General features: G+C 67.9%; 17 protein-coding genes. 8 read left to right on the plus strand and 9 right to left on the minus strand.

Annotation, left to right across the window (positions count from 1 at the left end):
- Nucleotides 1-74: 74 nt before the first annotated feature.
- Complete coding sequence (locus tag ACV530_RS00295; protein WP_494330109.1) at nucleotides 75-389, plus strand: hypothetical protein; 315 nt, start codon at nucleotides 75-77, stop codon at nucleotides 387-389.
- An 81-nt stretch (nucleotides 390-470) separates the two neighbouring features.
- Here ACV530_RS00295 and ACV530_RS00300 read toward each other — a convergent pair whose 3' ends face one another.
- Complete coding sequence (locus ACV530_RS00300) at nucleotides 471-1,061, minus strand: sigma-70 family RNA polymerase sigma factor (protein WP_494330110.1); 591 nt, start codon at nucleotides 1,059-1,061, stop codon at nucleotides 471-473.
- 49 nt (nucleotides 1,062-1,110) lie between these two features.
- Here ACV530_RS00300 and ACV530_RS00305 point away from each other — a divergent pair, with 49 nt between their 5' ends.
- Nucleotides 1,111-1,287 (plus strand): zf-HC2 domain-containing protein, encoded by a 177-nt coding sequence (locus ACV530_RS00305; RefSeq protein WP_494330111.1) that lies wholly within the window; start codon nucleotides 1,111-1,113, stop codon nucleotides 1,285-1,287.
- A 207-nt stretch (nucleotides 1,288-1,494) separates the two neighbouring features.
- Here ACV530_RS00305 and ACV530_RS00310 read toward each other — a convergent pair whose 3' ends face one another.
- On the minus strand, nucleotides 1,495-2,235 hold the full coding sequence (locus ACV530_RS00310; protein WP_494330112.1) for a hypothetical protein: 741 nt from the start codon (nucleotides 2,233-2,235) through the stop codon (nucleotides 1,495-1,497).
- 305 nt (nucleotides 2,236-2,540) lie between these two features.
- Between ACV530_RS00310 and aceE the strand changes: the two genes are divergently transcribed.
- Complete coding sequence (aceE, locus tag ACV530_RS00315) at nucleotides 2,541-5,255, plus strand: pyruvate dehydrogenase (acetyl-transferring), homodimeric type (RefSeq protein WP_494330113.1); 2,715 nt, start codon at nucleotides 2,541-2,543, stop codon at nucleotides 5,253-5,255.
- Here the strand turns inward: aceE and ACV530_RS00320 are convergent.
- Complete coding sequence (locus tag ACV530_RS00320; RefSeq protein ID WP_494330114.1) at nucleotides 5,237-5,491, minus strand: holin; 255 nt, start codon at nucleotides 5,489-5,491, stop codon at nucleotides 5,237-5,239. The genes aceE and ACV530_RS00320 overlap by 19 nt on opposite strands.
- Nucleotides 5,492-5,642: 151 nt before the next feature.
- Here ACV530_RS00320 and adh point away from each other — a divergent pair, with 151 nt between their 5' ends.
- Complete coding sequence (gene adh, locus ACV530_RS00325) at nucleotides 5,643-7,166, plus strand: aldehyde dehydrogenase (RefSeq protein ID WP_494330115.1); 1,524 nt, start codon at nucleotides 5,643-5,645, stop codon at nucleotides 7,164-7,166.
- A gap of 58 nt (nucleotides 7,167-7,224) precedes the next feature.
- Here the strand turns inward: adh and ACV530_RS00330 are convergent, their stop codons facing one another.
- On the minus strand, nucleotides 7,225-8,460 hold the full coding sequence (locus tag ACV530_RS00330; protein ID WP_494330116.1) for a helix-turn-helix domain-containing protein: 1,236 nt from the start codon (nucleotides 8,458-8,460) through the stop codon (nucleotides 7,225-7,227).
- An 8-nt stretch (nucleotides 8,461-8,468) separates the two neighbouring features.
- Nucleotides 8,469-8,777 (minus strand): putative quinol monooxygenase, encoded by a 309-nt coding sequence (locus ACV530_RS00335; RefSeq protein ID WP_494330117.1) that lies wholly within the window; start codon nucleotides 8,775-8,777, stop codon nucleotides 8,469-8,471.
- A 650-nt stretch (nucleotides 8,778-9,427) separates the two neighbouring features.
- Here ACV530_RS00335 and ACV530_RS00340 point away from each other — a divergent pair.
- A complete protein-coding gene (locus ACV530_RS00340) occupies nucleotides 9,428-9,625 on the plus strand; it encodes a hypothetical protein (protein WP_494330118.1) in 198 nt (65 codons plus the stop codon).
- A 115-nt stretch (nucleotides 9,626-9,740) separates the two neighbouring features.
- Here the strand turns inward: ACV530_RS00340 and ACV530_RS00345 are convergent, their stop codons facing one another.
- Together ACV530_RS00345 and ACV530_RS00350 are read right to left on the minus strand one after the other, a co-directional pair.
- On the minus strand, nucleotides 9,741-10,316 hold the full coding sequence (locus tag ACV530_RS00345; protein WP_494330119.1) for an NUDIX hydrolase: 576 nt from the start codon (nucleotides 10,314-10,316) through the stop codon (nucleotides 9,741-9,743).
- Nucleotides 10,317-10,412: 96 nt separating this feature from the next.
- Entirely contained in the window at nucleotides 10,413-11,594 is a 1,182-nt protein-coding gene (locus ACV530_RS00350) for a serine hydrolase domain-containing protein (protein WP_494330120.1), read from the minus strand.
- Between the two features lie 430 nt (nucleotides 11,595-12,024).
- Between ACV530_RS00350 and ACV530_RS00355 the strand changes: the two genes are divergently transcribed.
- Both ACV530_RS00355 and ACV530_RS00360 read left to right on the plus strand, forming a co-directional pair.
- Nucleotides 12,025-12,180 (plus strand): Scr1 family TA system antitoxin-like transcriptional regulator, encoded by a 156-nt coding sequence (locus ACV530_RS00355; RefSeq protein ID WP_494330121.1) that lies wholly within the window; start codon nucleotides 12,025-12,027, stop codon nucleotides 12,178-12,180.
- Nucleotides 12,181-12,280: 100 nt separating this feature from the next.
- A complete protein-coding gene (locus ACV530_RS00360; protein WP_494330122.1) occupies nucleotides 12,281-12,823 on the plus strand; it encodes an RNA 2'-phosphotransferase in 543 nt (180 codons plus the stop codon).
- A gap of 7 nt (nucleotides 12,824-12,830) precedes the next feature.
- Here ACV530_RS00360 and ACV530_RS00365 read toward each other — a convergent pair whose 3' ends face one another.
- Together ACV530_RS00365 and ACV530_RS00370 are read right to left on the minus strand one after the other, a co-directional pair.
- The gene (locus ACV530_RS00365) at nucleotides 12,831-13,619 is read right to left on the minus strand and encodes a 3-hydroxybutyrate dehydrogenase (RefSeq protein ID WP_494330123.1); all 789 of its coding nucleotides are present in this window, start codon (nucleotides 13,617-13,619) and stop codon (nucleotides 12,831-12,833) included.
- The gene (locus ACV530_RS00370) at nucleotides 13,579-13,929 is read right to left on the minus strand and encodes a hypothetical protein (RefSeq protein ID WP_494330124.1); all 351 of its coding nucleotides are present in this window, start codon (nucleotides 13,927-13,929) and stop codon (nucleotides 13,579-13,581) included. The genes ACV530_RS00365 and ACV530_RS00370 overlap by 41 nt, the downstream gene beginning before the upstream one ends.
- Nucleotides 13,930-14,766: 837 nt before the next feature.
- Between ACV530_RS00370 and ACV530_RS00375 the strand changes: the two genes are divergently transcribed.
- The gene (locus ACV530_RS00375; RefSeq protein ID WP_494330125.1) at nucleotides 14,767-15,855 is read left to right on the plus strand and encodes a terpene synthase family protein; all 1,089 of its coding nucleotides are present in this window, start codon (nucleotides 14,767-14,769) and stop codon (nucleotides 15,853-15,855) included.
- The last annotated feature ends 494 nt before the right edge of the window (nucleotides 15,856-16,349 follow it).

Raw genomic sequence — 16,349 nt, forward strand, 5'->3', positions numbered from 1 at the left:
AGATTCTGCCTTCAGCCGCTCGAGCCAACAACTCCCCCTGGCGCGCGCCCACTTCGCCGTGATCAACTCTCCGTATGCCCACAGTCCACCTCTCCATCCGCCCCGCCCCCATCGCCGCGGCCTTCCACCACCTCCTCACCCACCCCCACGTCGAGATCGACGGAACCGAACACCCCGCGAAGTGGGGCAGCCAGACAATCGCCGTACCCGCCGGCCGCCACCACATCAGCGTCTACTTCCGCTACCGCGGCCAACACACCACGCGCCTGGCCGAGTCCGCCAAAGACATATCCGTACCGGACACCCCGCACCACGTGCACCTTCGCGCTCGCCTCGGCGCCCCCAACGGCAGCCTCTTCCGCATCGACGGCCCGATGACCAGGCCATAACGCAAAGGGGGCCGCCGGACCCGAAGTCCAACGGCCCCCGATCACGAGGTCACGAGGTCACTCGATCACGCGGTCACCCGGTCACGCCGACGCGCCGGCCAGAACCGGCACCCGCGCGCACGCGTCCCGCTCCGCCGTCTCCAACTGCCCGATCAGCGCCTCCCGCGCCCGCGCGACCCGCGACCGCACCGTGCCGACGGGGCACCCCGCGACGACCGCGGCCTCCGCATACGGCAGCCCGAGCATCTGCGTCAGCACGAACGCCTCGCGGCGCTCGTACGGCAGCCGGTCGAGCAGCTGCGACAGCGCCACCCCTTCGTCGAAGCCCGGCAGCTCCGCGGACTGGGTCCGCTCCGCCGCCGACTGCCAGTCGTCCGTGTCGGACAGCCGGGGCCGGGCCGCGTTGAAGCGCAGCCGGTCCACGACCGTACGGCGGGCGATCGACAGCAGCCAGGTACGGGCGGACGAGCGCCCCTCGAAGCGCGGCAGCGCCCGAAGCGCCCGCAGGTATGTCTCCTGCAGGAGGTCGTCCGCACCCTGCGGGTCGTTGCTCAGCCGCGCCACGTACCGGCGGACATCGCTCTGCGTGGCGCGGATGAAGCGCTCCACCGCGTCGGCGTCCCCGCTGCGCGCGGTCAGCGCCCAGGCGGTCACCGTCTCGTCGTCACGCACGGCGGCCCCCGGTGCGGTGCACCACGGCGGCGGCGGGGACCATGGCGGGGTGCACTGCTGTGAGGTACGTACCGCCATATCCGCCCGCGTCGACGGCGAGGAGCTGCCGCCGGGCATGACCGGCGCGGTGCTGGACACACATCTGCGGGACTGCGCCGAGTGCTGCCACTGGGGCGAACGAGCGCGCCGGCTCAAGGCCTTGGCGGCGGTTCTGGACACCGGCTGAGGCCGCGGAAACCGAGGCCGAAGAAACTGGAGCTGAATCCGTGACCTGCGGGAGATGCCATCGCGGCACGTCCCGGGTAAAGGCAGGGGTCATCACCCTGGGTCCTTCCTGGAGTCCGGGCGCTCCGTCGCACGACACGCGCGCGGGCACCCGGTGACGGGATACGGCCTGACACCGGTCGCCGTCGGAACAACCCCAGAAGCAGGATCAGCAGACGGCGACGCAGCCGGCCGGCGGAGGACCACGCGTGGCGAGAACGTGCGCGTAGAGCAGCTGTCGCAGCCGCTGCGCCGCGCGCGAGCGGTCGGCACGGATGCGCGGTGCGGAGACCGGCACCGCGTCGTGGAAGAGGACGAGCAGCGGGGCGAAGAGCCGGGCGGCCACGGCCCGGCCGAGCCGGAAGGCGGCCTGTTCGCCGCCCGACAGCCAGATGCCGCAGATCAGGGCCACGACGACGTGCGCCGACCACATGCCGAGAGCGCCGTGGCCCCCGTGCATGGACGACATGGCGTCCATGCCCCCGCCCGCACCGGACGCGCCGGGCGCGGAGTGCCCCATGGCCATCGCGGCGGGCCCGCACAGCATCCGGCCCAGGTCCATGGGCGGCATGCCGTGCCCACCCGAACCACCCGCGCCGGACACACCGGACACACCGGACGCCGCATGCGCCGCGTTCTGAGTGACGGCCTGGGCGACCGAGAAGAAGGAGTGCAGCCCCGCCTGCGCGCCCACCGTGGCGAGCGTGATCAGCAGCGGTCCGCGTTCGCGCCCCGCCAGGAACCATGCGCAGCTGCCCGTACCGGACAGCGCGACAGCAACGGCCCACCAGGGAACGTGCGTCCCGGACATCACCGCGTGCCCCAGAGCCGCGAGCAGCACGCAGACCGCTGCGAACACCGCGGCTCGCAGCGTCCTGGGTCCGTGCCCCGCCCGCTGCCCTGTTCTCATGACGGGGACATCGTTGCACCCGCCCCCCGCGGCGCGGCAGCGGGGGGCGCCTGACCGCCCCGCACTCCCCTCGCCCGGGCGCACGGCTCCGCCCCGTACCGTCCGCCCGGCGGTACGGGGCGGCGGGCCGCCGGCTCGGGGGGAAAGACCGGCAGTCCGGTCCCGTCGCGCCAAGTGGGACTCGCAGAAGCCAGTGTTCCGTCCGGCGGTACCGCACGGGAGCGTGTGCACGGGACGCGCTCGGGTGCACAGCACACACCCCGTGTGGAAGGTGGCCCTCCGGAGTCCGGCCTTGACCTGATCTCATGGATGATCGATCATCGATCACGGAAGTACGGTTCCACTGGACGAAAGGGGTCCCGCCCGTGTCCCAGCTCGATCAACTGCCCGAGACGGACCCGTCGGAAGTCGCCGAGTGGCGGGAATCCCTGGATGCCGCCGCCCGCTTCGGCGGCCCGCACCGGGCGGCACACCTGCTGCGCAGGACGGCCGAACACGCCGAGCGGACCGGGCTGGACGTGCCCCCGCTCCTCGAGACCCCGTACCTCAACACGATCCCGACCGCCGACGAGCCGGCCTTCCCCGGCGACGAGGAGACGGAGCGGCGGATCACGGCCTGGAACCGCTGGAACGCCGCCGCGATGGTCTCCCGTGGCAACCAGCGGGCGGGGCTCGGCGGCCACATCGCGACCTTCGCCTCGGCCGCCTGGCTCTACGAGACCGGCTTCCAGCACTTCTTCCGCGGCAAGGAGTCGGGCGACTCCGGCGACCAGCTCTACATCCAGGGCCACGCCTCCCCCGGCATCTACGCCCGGGCCTTCCTCGAGGGCCGCCTGACCGAGGCGCAGCTGGACCGCTTCCGGCAGGAGGCCGGCGGCGACGGCCTGCCGTCCTACCCGCACCCGCGCCGGCTGCCCTGGCTGTGGGAGTTCCCCACCGTCTCGATGGGGCTCGGCCCGCTCTCCGCGATCTACCAGGCGCGCTTCAACCGCTATCTGGAGCACCGCGGGATCAAGGACACCTCGCGCTCGAGGGTCTGGGCGTTCCTCGGCGACGGCGAGATGGACGAGCCGGAGTCCACCGCCGCCCTCGCCCTGGCGGGGCGCGAGCACCTGGACAACCTCACCTTCGTCATCAACTGCAACCTGCAGCGCCTGGACGGCCCGGTCCGCCCCAACGCCAAGATCGTGCAGGAGCTCGAGGCGCAGTTCCGCGCCGCCGGCTGGAACGTGGTCAAGTCGCTGTGGGGAACGGCCTGGGACAAGGTCTTCGCCCGGGACACCGACGGCGCGCTGGTCCGCAGGCTGCGCGAGGTGCCGGACGCCCAGTTCCAGACGTACGCCACCCGGGACGCCGCCTACCTCCGCGGCCACTTCTTCACCAGCGAGCGCCTGCGCACCATCGGCACCGGCCTCAGCGACGCCGAACTCCTCGAGCTCTTCCACACCTCCCGCGCGGGCCACGAGCCGCGCAAGGTGTACGCCGCGTACCGGGCCGCCGTGGAGCACCGGGGCGCGCCCACCGTGATCCTCGTGCAGACGGTCAAGGGCCACACCCTCGGCCCGGGTTTCGAGTCCCGCAACGCGAACCACCAGATGAAGAAGCTGACCGGCAAGGAGTTCCGCGCCATGCGGGACCTGCTGGAGCTCCCCATCCCGGACCGGGCGCTCGACGGCGAGCTGGTGCCGTACGCCCACCCCGGCCCCGACTCCCCCGAGGTGCGCTACCTGCGCGAGCGCCGGGCGGCGCTCGGCGGCCCGGCACCCGTGCGCAAGGTGGTCGCCAAGCCGCTGCCGGAACCGTCCGCGAAGCCCTTCGAGGCGCTCGCGAAGGGCTCGGGGCAGCAGGAGATCGCCACGACCATGGCGTTCGTCCGCCTCGTCAAGGACCTGATGCGGGACAAGGAGACCGGCAGGCGCTGGGTGCCCGTCGTACCGGACGAGGCACGGACGTTCGGCATGGAGTCGCTCTTCCCGTCGGCCGGCCTGTACTCGCCCGTCGGCCAGACCTACGACCCGGTCGACCGCGACCAGCTCCTCTACTACAAGGAAGCCCGGGACGGCCAGATCCTCAACGAGGGCATCACGGAAGCCGGTTCACTGGCGGACTTCACCGCGGCGGCGACGTCGTACGCCACCCACGGCGAACCGATGATCCCGTTCTACATCTTCTACTCGATGTTCGGCTGGCAGCGGACGGCCGATCAGTTCTGGGCACTTGCCGACCAGTTGGGACGCGGCTTCGTCATCGGGGCCACCGCCGGCCGTACCACCATGACCGGCGAGGGCCTCCAGCACGCCGACGGCCACTCCCACCTGATCGCCTCCACCAACCCCGCGGCGGTGAGCTACGACCCGGCCTTCGCCTACGAGATCGCGGTGATCGTCCGCGAGGGCCTGCGCCGCATGTACGGGCGGGACGCCGAGGACATCTTCTACTACCTCACGGTCTACAACGAGCCCAAGGCCCAGCCGCCCATGCCGCCCGGCGTGGAGGAGGGCATCCTCAAGGGCCTCTACCGCTACCGGCAGTCCACCACCGCCCTGCCGTCCGACGCCCCTCGCCTCCAACTCCTCGCCTCCGGCACGGCCATCCACTGGGCGCTGGACGCACAGGAGTTGCTGGCGCAGGACTGGGGTGTGGCCGCCGACGTCTGGTCCGCCCCCTCCTGGACCGAGCTGCGCCGCGACGCCCTGGCCTGTGACGCGGCACGCCTGAAGGGCGAGGACCGGATCCCGTACGTCACCCGGGCGCTGCGCGGCGCACAGGGCCCGGTCGTGGCCGTCAGCGACTGGATGCGGGCGGTACCGGACCAGATCGCGCCCTGGGTCGAGCAGGACTGGACGTCCATCGGCACGGACGGCTTCGGCCTCTCCGACACCCGCGAGGCGGCCCGCCGTCACTTCGGCGTCGACCCGCGGTCCGTCGCCGTCACGGCACTCGCCGCCCTGGCACGCCGCGGCGAGGTCAAGGCGGACACGGTCGCCGAGGCCGCGCGGCGCTACGGCCTGGACGCCTGAGGCTCCTTCGCCGGACCGTCGTCCGGCAGCCAGGCCGCACTCTCCTTGTTGCCGACGTACCTGCCGATCGCCCCCTTGATGACCGAGAGGGCGGCCGGCAGGGCGGCGATGGCCGCGGCCTTGAGCGCGGAGATGCTGGTCAGGTCGAACCCGTCGGCCAGGATCAGGCCGAGAAAGGTGGTCACGTACGCGGCGATGGTGCGCTCGGCTATGTCGATGAGCACCTTCTTGTTCATGGGTTCTTCCGTTCCTCGGCGGTGTGGACACATATCACTCGCCTGATGTGTACACCACACCAACGACGCTTCGGAAACCGGTCCTTGGGTAACTACTTGTCCGTCGCCGCCCGCGATGGAGCGGGTGGCAGTGTCCGAGGAGGCCCTCATCATGACCCGGTACGCCGCCCCCGGCTCCCCCGACGCGGTCGTCGACTTCCGCCCGCGCTACGACCACTGGATCGGCGGCGCCTATGTACCGCCGGCGCGGGGCGGCTACTTCGAGAACCCGACTCCCGTCACCGGACAGCCCTTCACCGAGATCGCCCGCGGCACGGCGGAGGACGTCGAGCGCGCCCTGGACGCCGCCCACGCGGCCTTCCCCGCCTGGTCCCGTACGTCCCCCGCCGAGCGCGCGACCATGCTCAACCGGATCGCCGACCGCATGGAGCAGAACTTAGAGTCCCTCGCCGTCGCCGAGTCCTGGGAGAACGGCAAGCCCGTCCGCGAGACCCTGGCCGCCGATCTCCCGCTCGCCATCGACCACTTCCGCTACTTCGCGGGGGCGATCCGCGCCCAGGAGGGCGGCCTCTCGGAAATCGACGAGGACACCGTCGCGTACCACTTCCACGAGCCGCTGGGCGTGGTCGCCCAGATCATCCCGTGGAACTTCCCGATCCTGATGGCCACTTGGAAGCTCGCCCCGGCCCTCGCCGCGGGCAACACGGTCGTCCTCAAGCCGGCCGAGCAGACCCCGGCGTCCATCCACGTCTGGCTCGACCTGGTAGCCGACCTGCTCCCGCCGGGCGTGGTGAACATCGTCAACGGCTTCGGCGCAGAAGCGGGCAAACCTCTCGCCTCCAGCCCCCGCGTCGCCAAAATCGCCTTCACCGGCGAGACGACAACCGGCCGCCTGATCATGCAGTACGCCTCCGAGAACCTCAAGCCCGTCACCCTCGAACTCGGCGGCAAGAGCCCCAACATCTTCTTCGACGACGTCTCCGACGCGGACGACGACTTCCTCGACAAGGCCCTCGAGGGCTTCACCATGTTCGCCCTCAACCAGGGCGAGGTCTGCACCTGCCCCTCACGCGCCCTCATCCAGCGCGGCCACTACGCCGCCTTCCTGGAACGCGCCCTCGCCCGCACCGAGGCCATCGTCCCGGGCCACCCCCTCGACACCGCCACGATGATCGGCGCCCAGGCCTCCAACGACCAACTGGAGAAGATCCTCTCCTACTTCGACATCGGCAAGCAGGAGGGCGCCCGCATCCTCACCGGCGGCACCCGCGCCCACCTCGGCGGCGAACTCTCGGGCGGTTACTACATCGAGCCCACCATCTTCGAGGGCGACAACCGCATGCGGATCTTCCAGGAGGAGATCTTCGGCCCGGTCGTGGCCGTCACCCCCTTCACCGACTTCGACGACGCCGTCTCCATCGCCAACGACACCCTCTACGGCCTCGGCGCCGGCGTCTGGACCCGCAACGGCACCACGGCCTACCGCGCCAGCCGCGCCATCCAGGCCGGCCGCGTCTGGACCAACTGCTACCACGCCTACCCGGCCCACGCCGCCTTCGGCGGCTACAAGCAGTCGGGGATCGGGCGGGAGACGCACAAGATGATGCTGGACCACTACCAGCAGACCAAGAACCTGCTGGTGAGCTACTCGGCGCAGAAGCTGGGGCTGTTCTAGGGGAGTTGGGAGGGCCGCTGAGCTGCGCGTACGGCGCTCGGCGGCCCGGTACCCGGGTTCATGACATGGCATCCGTCCGATGAGCGAGAGCCCGCAGCTCGGAGGAAGCGGAACGGCCGGAGACGAGCAGCAAGTCCCTGATCGCTGAGCGCGCGGTGACGTGTGACCGGATCGCTTCGGGAGCAAGCTCTTCCGCTTGGAGAAAGCACCGGACGGCCGCATGCTCGTTGCGAAGCTGAGCATGTGCCCGCCCCATGTCGAGAGCGAGCCGCGCCTGGCGCTCAACGGACAGGTGGGTTGCGTCCAGTCGCTCACCAATCTCAACGGCCTCGCCCGCATCGCCGAGATCGACGGCAACGGAGACAGCTTGGATCTCGACATTCGTCGGACCGAACTCCAGGTCGAAGTCGTCGCGATCTTCCCCGAGTTGCTGTGCCACCCTGCGGGCGAGTTCCGTTTCGCATCGCGCGCCTGCACGGTTCGCGCAACGTGCATGGGTCAGCGCGAGCGCCAGGTGCATGGATCCCAGCAGCGAGAGGAACTCAGGAGTTGGACGCTCACGGCCGGCGTGCTGACTGAGCGCATTCACCGCGGACTGGGCTGCGTGTTCTGCTTGGTCGTAGCGCCTGAGCCGGACGAAGGCATGCGCGAGCCGGAAGATGCCCGCGAACACATCCAAGGCGTTGCCGGATCTCTCGGCAGCGGAGATCGAGCGGTCGGCTGCCACCCACGCCGCGTCGGCTTCGTTCTGGCGGACGAAGGCTGCCGACAACGCTTGGTAGGTGCGCGCGAGGAGGCCATGAGCCTTGGGCCGCCCGTCCGTATCTGCTGTCCGCGTTGCTCGTTCCAGCTCTGGGACGAGTGAACTCAGCAGTGCGCTGAGCTCTGCGAACTTGCCGCGATGGACGAGGAACCAGGCGCGCTCCACGGCTGCTTCCAGTTCGAAGAGCGACGACTGTGCTGCGATGAGCTCTGGGGCGAGGACGGCGTCCAGCGCCGGATGCCCGGTGATGAGGAGACGGGCTTGGTCGAGGTCGTTCGGCTCGGGCGCCGTTTCGGCCGCGTCCTCCTCCGGCGGTGCGTCGGGCCGTAGCTCCTGAAGCGTCACCCCGAGTCCGTCGGCCAGCAGGCGAAGGACGTCCAGCCGATTGACCGGCTGGACGCCCCGTTCCACCTGCGAGAGCCAGCTCGTCGTGCGACCGACCTCGGCTGCCAGTTCCTTCTGAGTCAGCCCGCACTCAATACGCAGTCGTGCGACCCGCGCGCCGAACGAAGGCGGCAACTGAGGCTTCACTGCTCTCTTCACGCCTTGCCGTCGATGCGTTCCAGGAAGGTCACGTCGGTCGAGGCGACGAACTTCTCGCGAGCTTCAAGGAAGTGCTGAGTGTGTGGCTGCCGTTCGTGCGCTTCGAAGGCTGCACGGTTTTCGTACAGTTCGTAGAAGATCCGTACGTTCGGCTCGTCCGGTACACGGTGGTTCACGTACACGACGGTGCCCTGCTCATGCCGCCGGATGCCCTCCAGTGTCCTGGAGACCAGCTCATCGAACGCGTCTGCCGCGACCGCGTCATGCAGCGTGAAGCGTACGACCAGACCGAAGCCTGCGGTCATGTTCACTCTCCTCTCGAGTCACACCAAGACTCTCAGAGCGGGGATAACGGTGGTAGCCGCAGATATTCTTGACTCGCAGAAAAACTGTGACTAGCTTCGTAGTTGAGCTGCTACTCGGCGTGATCGAGACGCTCGAAGGCAGCCTCGCGGCGCCGCGGTTCTGAGCGCTGCGACATGAAAGAAGCCCCGGCGGTATGGGCTCACTGGTGCCGTTATCACCGTGAGGCGCCGCCGAGGCCGTCATCTCACCCCTGATCTGAGCAGGAGGTTCGATGCATGTCCAGGTTAGCGGCTCGGTCGCTTCGGCGCGTTGCGCGCAGTGTCGAGAGATCAAAAGAAAGCACAACGAAGCCGTCCGGGAGGGAAATTCCCGGATGGTGGAGGCGATGATCATTGCCATGGGGCGGCACCATCGGTTTGCACACGCGTGACAAAGCGTGTCGCTGTCGGGTCAACAGCGCGGGCGCCAGGTCCGGGTTGCCCTACGGCCCTTGGCCACGTGCGCACGAAGTGCATTCAGCGAGACCTGAGTTGGCTGATCGAAGGAAGGAGGTGTCCCATGGGTGGCGAGCAGGAGATCAATGGGTACGACGTCTATGAGAACGAGGTCGTGATCCCGGCTGAGCCGGAACAGGAAGGTGAAGGCGACGATGACTGACACTCCCTTCCCGGACGAACCGCCCAGCCGCCGTGCCCTGATCGGCATGATGATCAAACGCGACCTTCCCGACAGGGCGGGTGCCTCCGAGTGGTGTGGCAAGCACCCGAAGGAGCGGACGCAACTACTCATCCGCAAGGGGTGGGTCTGCCTCGACTGCGTACGGGAGAGCAGCCGGGATCAGTCGTAAGAGCCATGCCACGCCCCGGTCTGTGCCCACGCCTTCGAGATGCACAGGCCGGGTCTTGTTCCCCGGCCGTCGGCAACTCCAGGAGGCAGGCTCCTGAGCGAGAAGGGTACGCGCGTCAGTCGGCGCCTGCGGAACGTAGGTACAGCAGTGCAACAAGGCTCCCGGAATTGGAGATCAGCCCCCGGGCGATGAGCTCGGGGATCCGGGTGAGCGGGATCCACTCGGATCGCGTTCCCTCATTGTGCTCGCTGGGAGGGGCAACGTACTCGACACCTCGAGCCACGTAGACATGGTGGGGGCTCGTCACCGTGCCAATCATCGGCTCGAAGGAAACGATGTGCTCGAGCTCTCCCCGTGGCCGGTAGCCGGTCTCCTCGAGGAGTTCCCGCGCTGCCGCGTCTTTGGGGTCTTCGCCCTCGTCGACGACGCCACCGGGGAGTTCCCAGTTCCAGGTGTCGGAGACGAACCGGTGCCGCCACACCATGTAGACGCGATCACGGTCGTCAAGCATGGCGGTCATGGCCGCCGCCGGCAGGTAGACCTTGTGGTGATCGAAGCGTTCGCCGTCCGGCGTTTGCACATCGGCCTTCGCCAGTGTCACCCAACGGTTCTCGTAGAGGAGCGCTTCGTCATGCACGATCCACGCCGTGGACCGATCGCCGTCGTCACCGTAGTCCTGCGTCTTCGTCACGACGGATCTTTACACCCTTCCGTCAGCGCCTGTCCAAAGAGCCAAATGTGACCCCGCAGTCCACCCACCCACCGGCCACCGCGACAACCCCTCCGCTCACGGGGTGCTGGGGCTCCCGGCGCACAGTGCGTGGTCGATCAGGGCGCTGGCAGCGTTCTCTTGGTCCCGGATGTGCTTCGGGGCATCGCCGCGTGCTTCGGACATGGAGACCGCGGCGCTTCGTCTGCCGTTGTCGGTGACGCCGTTGAGGGTGATGTAGCCGCCGTCCCCGCCCTCGTGGCTCCAGTAGGTTCCTCCGCAGCTCAGGGGGCGTTCGACCAGGCCGAGCCCGTACCGGCCGCCGGGCCAGAGCTGTTGGACCTCCGCGCTCACGGGGACGGTCTGCTTCATCTCGGCCAACTGCCGTGTCGACAGCAGACGACCGGAGAGCAGCGCGCGAAGGAATCGGTTCTCGTCCCGCGTGGTCGTGACGAACGAGAGGATTTCGTGGTCCACCGGTATCTGGTCGGTGACGTCCACCCGGGAACCGGGGCCGAAGAGCTGGTAGGCCTGGGCGTGTGGCCGGGGCAGGGTGTGCGAGGTACCGAGCCACCGGGTCCGGTCGAGGCCGAGCGGGCGCAGGATGCGGTCTTCGATCTCCTGGTGGGCAGGGTGGCCGGTGGCCTTCTGGATGATCATGCCGAGCAGGACGTAGCCGGTGTTGGAGTACTCCCAGCCCTTGCCGGGCGGGAAGTCCGGCGCGTGGGTCATGGCGCGGGCGACCAACTGCTCGGGACCGTAGATGTCGTGGCGCTGCTGGTAGTACTCCTGGGGCGTGGTGTAGCCGGGCAGGTCGTCGTGGATGCCGCTGGTGTGCTGGAGCAGTTGGCGGACGGTGATCTGGCTGCCGTCGTTGCCGTTGCCCTGCACCACTCCTGGCAGCCAGTGGTCGACGGTGCCGTCCGGGGACAGCCTGCCCTCGGCCTGGAGTTGGAGGACCACGGTGGCGACCAGCGTCTTGGACGTGCTGGCCATGCGGAAGTAGCCGTCGGACGAGACCGGGCGGCCGGTGTTCAGGTCGGCGGTGCCGCTGGTGGCGACCGACTGCCGGCCGTCATGCGCGATGACGCGGGCCTGCACACCGCTGACGCCGAGGGCGTGTATCGCCTCGGTGTCCCGGCGTAACTGCTCCGCAGGGGAGGGACAGGCGGGCTGGGCGAGGGCGGTGGCCACGTCAGCGGCGAGCAGTGCAGTGACCGCGAGCGCCATGGCGAGGTGCTGTCGCAGAGTCGGCGTCATGGCTGAACGCTAGTTTCGCCCCCAACGGGCCACGATCCGGCGCACCCCAGGATCGGACAGGGGGATATCCCCCAGCCCGGGCCGTCACCAGTCCGACGTCGACCTGCCGGGCGCGGTGAGGCACTTCCACCCTTCGGCTGGGTGGCGAGTCGGGTACCGGTTTCCCCACGGCCGAGGGCAGTTCTCGTGGGGAAACCGGTACCCGACTCGCCAGTAGCGCTCCTTGGATCCGCGCACACTCCGAACAACGCCTGGACAGCGCCGACTTCCCCTGCGGCTGACCGGTCACCGCAGCCCCCCCTTTCGGCTCCGTGCGTTGACGGCCGCCAGCTCATCACTCAACTGGTGGTCGTGCGGCGGCCTGTACGCGTTGAGCGCATCAGTCACGAGCCGGGCCTTGTCCTGACGCAACGGGTCATTTGCGGCCTACGTGAGGCGTCTTTGCGGCAGCCCAGCCATCATGCGCGCTCAACTCCGGCGTCTCCTCGAAGCAGGCAAACAGCCTCACTTGGCCATTCAGGCAATGCCCTTCTCCAGCGGCGCGCACCCGTCCATTTCCCTTCCGTCACATGGCACAGCTTCGTAAGAGCCGCCGCTGATGGGCGCAAGCCATAAGCACCCCCGGATGACACACGCCGCAACAAATCCGGCTGCGCCGACGGAGCGCCCCGAGGCACCCTGGAAGCATGGATCACGCACGAACCGTCCGGGTGTCGAAGTACCTCAGCCGACATCTGCGGCACCAGCCCGCCCGTATCGGCATCGAGCTCGACCCCCAGGGCTGGGTCGGGATCGACACTCTGCTCGCGGCGGCCGCCGCCCACGGCTTCCCGATCGGGCGGCGGGAACTGGAACAGGTCGTGGCCGCCAACGACAAGCAGCGATTCGCCATCGAGGGCAGCAGGATCCGGGCCAGCCAGGGCTACACCGTGCCGGTCGACCTGGGTCTGCCGGCTGTGGACCCGCCCGCTTTCCTCTACCACGGCACCGTGGTCCGCAACGTGGCCGCCATCCGCGCCGAGGGGCTGCGGCCCATGGACCGACACCATGTCCACCTGTCCGCGGACCGCGAGACCGCGGTCCGGGTGGGGGCACGGCGCGGCAAGCCGGTGGTGCTGGTGGTGGACGCCGGGGCGATGCGGGCGGCCGGGCATGTGTTCCGGCGCAGCGCCAACGGGGTGTGGCTAGTGGACGAAGTCCCGCCGCGCTTCCTCCGCCTCCCCGGCTGAGCGGTGCTCAGTGGGCCGTCCAACCACCGTCCATGACCAGGGTGGTGCCGGTGACGGCGGAGGCGTACGGACCGCAGAGGTAGGCCACCGCCTCGGCGACCTCCTCCGGCTCGATCAGCCGTTTGACCGCGGAGTCCGCCAGCAGGACCTCGGCGAGCACGCGCTCGGCGGGGATGCCGTGGGCCTTGGCCTGGTCGGCGAGCTGTGCCTCCACGAGTGGGGTGCGTACGTAGCCGGGGCTGACGCAGTTGGAGGTGACGCCGCGGTTCGCACCCTCCAGGGCGGTGACCTTGGACAGGCCCTCCAGCCCGTGTTTGGCCGCGACATAGGCGGACTTGTAGGCGGAGGCGCGCAGGCCGTGCACGGAGGAGATGTTGACGATCCGGCCCCAGCCCCGCTCGTACATCCCGGGCAGGGCGCCCCGGATCAGCCGGAACGGCGCCTCCAGCATCACCGTGAGCACGGCGTGGAAGGCATCCGGCGGGAAGTCCTCGATGGGGCACACCCGTTGGATTCCCGCGTTGTTGACCAGGATGTCGGCACCGGTCGCGGCCCGTTCGGCAGCGTCGAGATCCGCGAGGTCGAGCACCACCGGATCGACGGTGCCCGGCAGCTCCCCGGCTCGCCCCAGGAGTTCGGCCAGGCCGTCCGTGTCACGGTCCAGTGCTCGCACGCATGCCCCGGCAGCGGCCAGGCGCAGGGCGCAAGCGGCGCCGATGCCGCTGGCCGCACCGGTGACCAACGCAGTTCGCCCGTCAAGTCCGGTCGGCTGACTGGGAGTTATCGATGCGATCATGCCTGGCATGGTAAGCGGTGAACTCCGGTGGATAGAACTGGCGTGCCCACTTGCGGTAGGCGCCGATCGGGCCGTCGTCCTGGCTGAGCCTGGGATACGGCTGGTAATGCTGGTGATGCCAGATCAGGGCACCTTTCGCGATGTCACGCACCGTTTGGCGGACCAGCAAACGGTTAACAGCTCGGGACACCGGGCCGAAGACGAACTTGTGCAGCGGTCCGGCCGACTCCTTTAACAGCTCTGTGTCGACAGCAAGGAACAGTCGGATATGTCCCGACCCAGCGGGTGTCGTCAAAAGCGAAATCGGCATGTCCCAGATCATCAGACCAGCTGGTACCCAAACTCACTGCCCAGCCTGGCTACCACAGTAGCCCCCGCAGCATCTGCCGAAAAACTGTCGCCCTCGAATTCCTTATCACCACAGTAATCAGCGAGATACGCAACAGGTGGATCGCTTTCCCCGCATCTATCCCCCGAGGCCAGCATGACTGCCACCCACGCCGACGAATACATCGACCACACCCCCGCGCACTCCCCAACACCCGGAACACCACCGGCGGATGATCGGCTACGCCATCACATGGAACACCATCCCCGGCGCTCCATTTACATGAGCCGTTTGTGTTTGCTGGTTCACGCCGATTGGGCAGCCCCGGGATGAGATGCACCTGACGCTTCACCACGGAGTGGGCAGGTATCCCTATGGCAGCATCACACAGCCCTTCACAGGGCGGTTGCCGTGCCCGCACAGATTTCTGGCTGGCCTTGGCCAGAAGCTCCACTCGCAGGAGAATAGCGGCATCGCCACGGACACCCGGGGATCAGTCGAGCTCCTGATCGCCGATCGGTACCACCAAGCCCTTCGCGCACCGCAATGGGCTCCCGCCACGACGGACGCCCTGCACCCTATAAAGAAGCCCCGGCACCAGGCCGCCCCACACGCCACGGGAGACAGCACGGAAACCCTGACCTGAGGCACCCCCGTCGCCCGGCAAGACCGCAGCAAAGGCCTCCTAATGCGTCGAGACGGCAGCCCGTTTCGGCACCTCGAACGAGGTCACTGGCCGACCAACAGCCAACAAGCCCCCCTGTAACTCGGCAATGCCTGCTTCATCCACGGTCTCCAACCACATGAAAGGCAGCCACGATGTCACAGCACGCCAGCCCTGCCTTTGACATCCTCACAGAATCCGTATATAGCGAAGACTCGAAGACGCCAGCGGGCGCCAAGATTCCCCAGGTCTCCTTTCAAGAGCTGTCCTCACTTATCTCCTGGGCAGTTTCCCAAATTGATCGGCTCCACCCGAACGCACCCGACGAACCTGCCGCCCCGGAGCCCCATCCAAAGTGCGTCGCCTGGCTCAACGAACGCGGATTCGGTAACCCGAAGTTCACCACCGTACTCAAGGATGCCCGCATCAACTGTTTTTCCACGTTGCTCTACCCGGGAGCATCTCCCGAAATCGTGCTCCTGAGCAACGCCTACATGTGCTTGACCACCCTCCTGGATGATTGCGTGGCAGAGGCAGGACGGCCACTGGACGCCTACGTGACGACATTTGGAGAAATCCTCCGCACCGGCACTCTCCCCCATAATCCAGACGCCCTGCATCAGATGTGCCTGGACGTGCGGGAGCTCATCGTCGAACAGGGAGGAGATCCCGTCATCGACCAGCTTGCCGACGAAATGGATGAAACACTCACCCACTGGGTGGTCGAAGAGGCGAACCGTGCCTCCACCGGTACAGACCTGTCGCTGACGGACTACCTCAACGCCCGTGGCATGACAATCCACATGAGCCCGGGGGCATTTTTCGTCCGCCTGTCCATGGGTATGACATCGCCGGATAAGTTCGCCTCTGATAATGCGCAGCGCCTGGTCAAACTGATGTCGCTGCTAGTTGGCCTGGAAAACGATATCTGGAGTTCCTACAAGGAACTCAAGTGTGGAACAGAACCCACCTTGCTCAAAGTGGTCACCAGCCAGTACGAGATTCCGGTCGATTGCGCCTTCCCTGTCATGGTCGCGATAGCCACCACGGTGAAGGCCCAACATGACCAGCTTCTGCGAGACATCTGTCGGGACCCACACGAATCGCCAGAATCTCGCCGCTACGCACAAGCAATCGGGGCCTGGACGGACGCGCACTACGCTTGGGCGCGAGCTTGCCCCCGCTATCACATCCGTAAGTTGACCCGCCACCCGGTCACAGTTTTCGCGAGGCATAGTCAATGAAGTAGGTACGGATCGTCAGTTGAGGAAGCGAAACACCGCCTGTTGCCATCCGGCATCGCGTCAGTCATGTCTCCCTCCTCGCGGGAGGTGTGGCCGACTCAGGGGATAGAACTGGCGCGCCCACTTACGATAGGCACCGATCGAGGACAGGTCCCAGGCCGGATACTCTCCCGCATGGTGACGCCAGGCCTATACAGTCCCCCGACCTCGTGAATGGGGAGCAGGTGCAGCGCTGCTTTGGACGGCTTCCCGCAGGGTGAGTGAACGCATGCGCCATCCACCGCGAAGGCGAAGTGGTTGAAGTGGCACACCAGATTCTCCCCATCGGGGGGTTGCACCCGCACCCAAGCGCGGGCAATAAGGGTGAGGTGCGCGCAGGGTGCCACCGTGTCTGGTAGATCACGATGCCACCGTCCATGAACGGCCGAGTCTGCGCCGATCCCGGAGCCCACTTGCAGAACCACCCGTTCGGATACGGGAGATCAGCCGACCCT

The organism is Streptomyces sp. SX-6 (assembly GCF_059089585.1).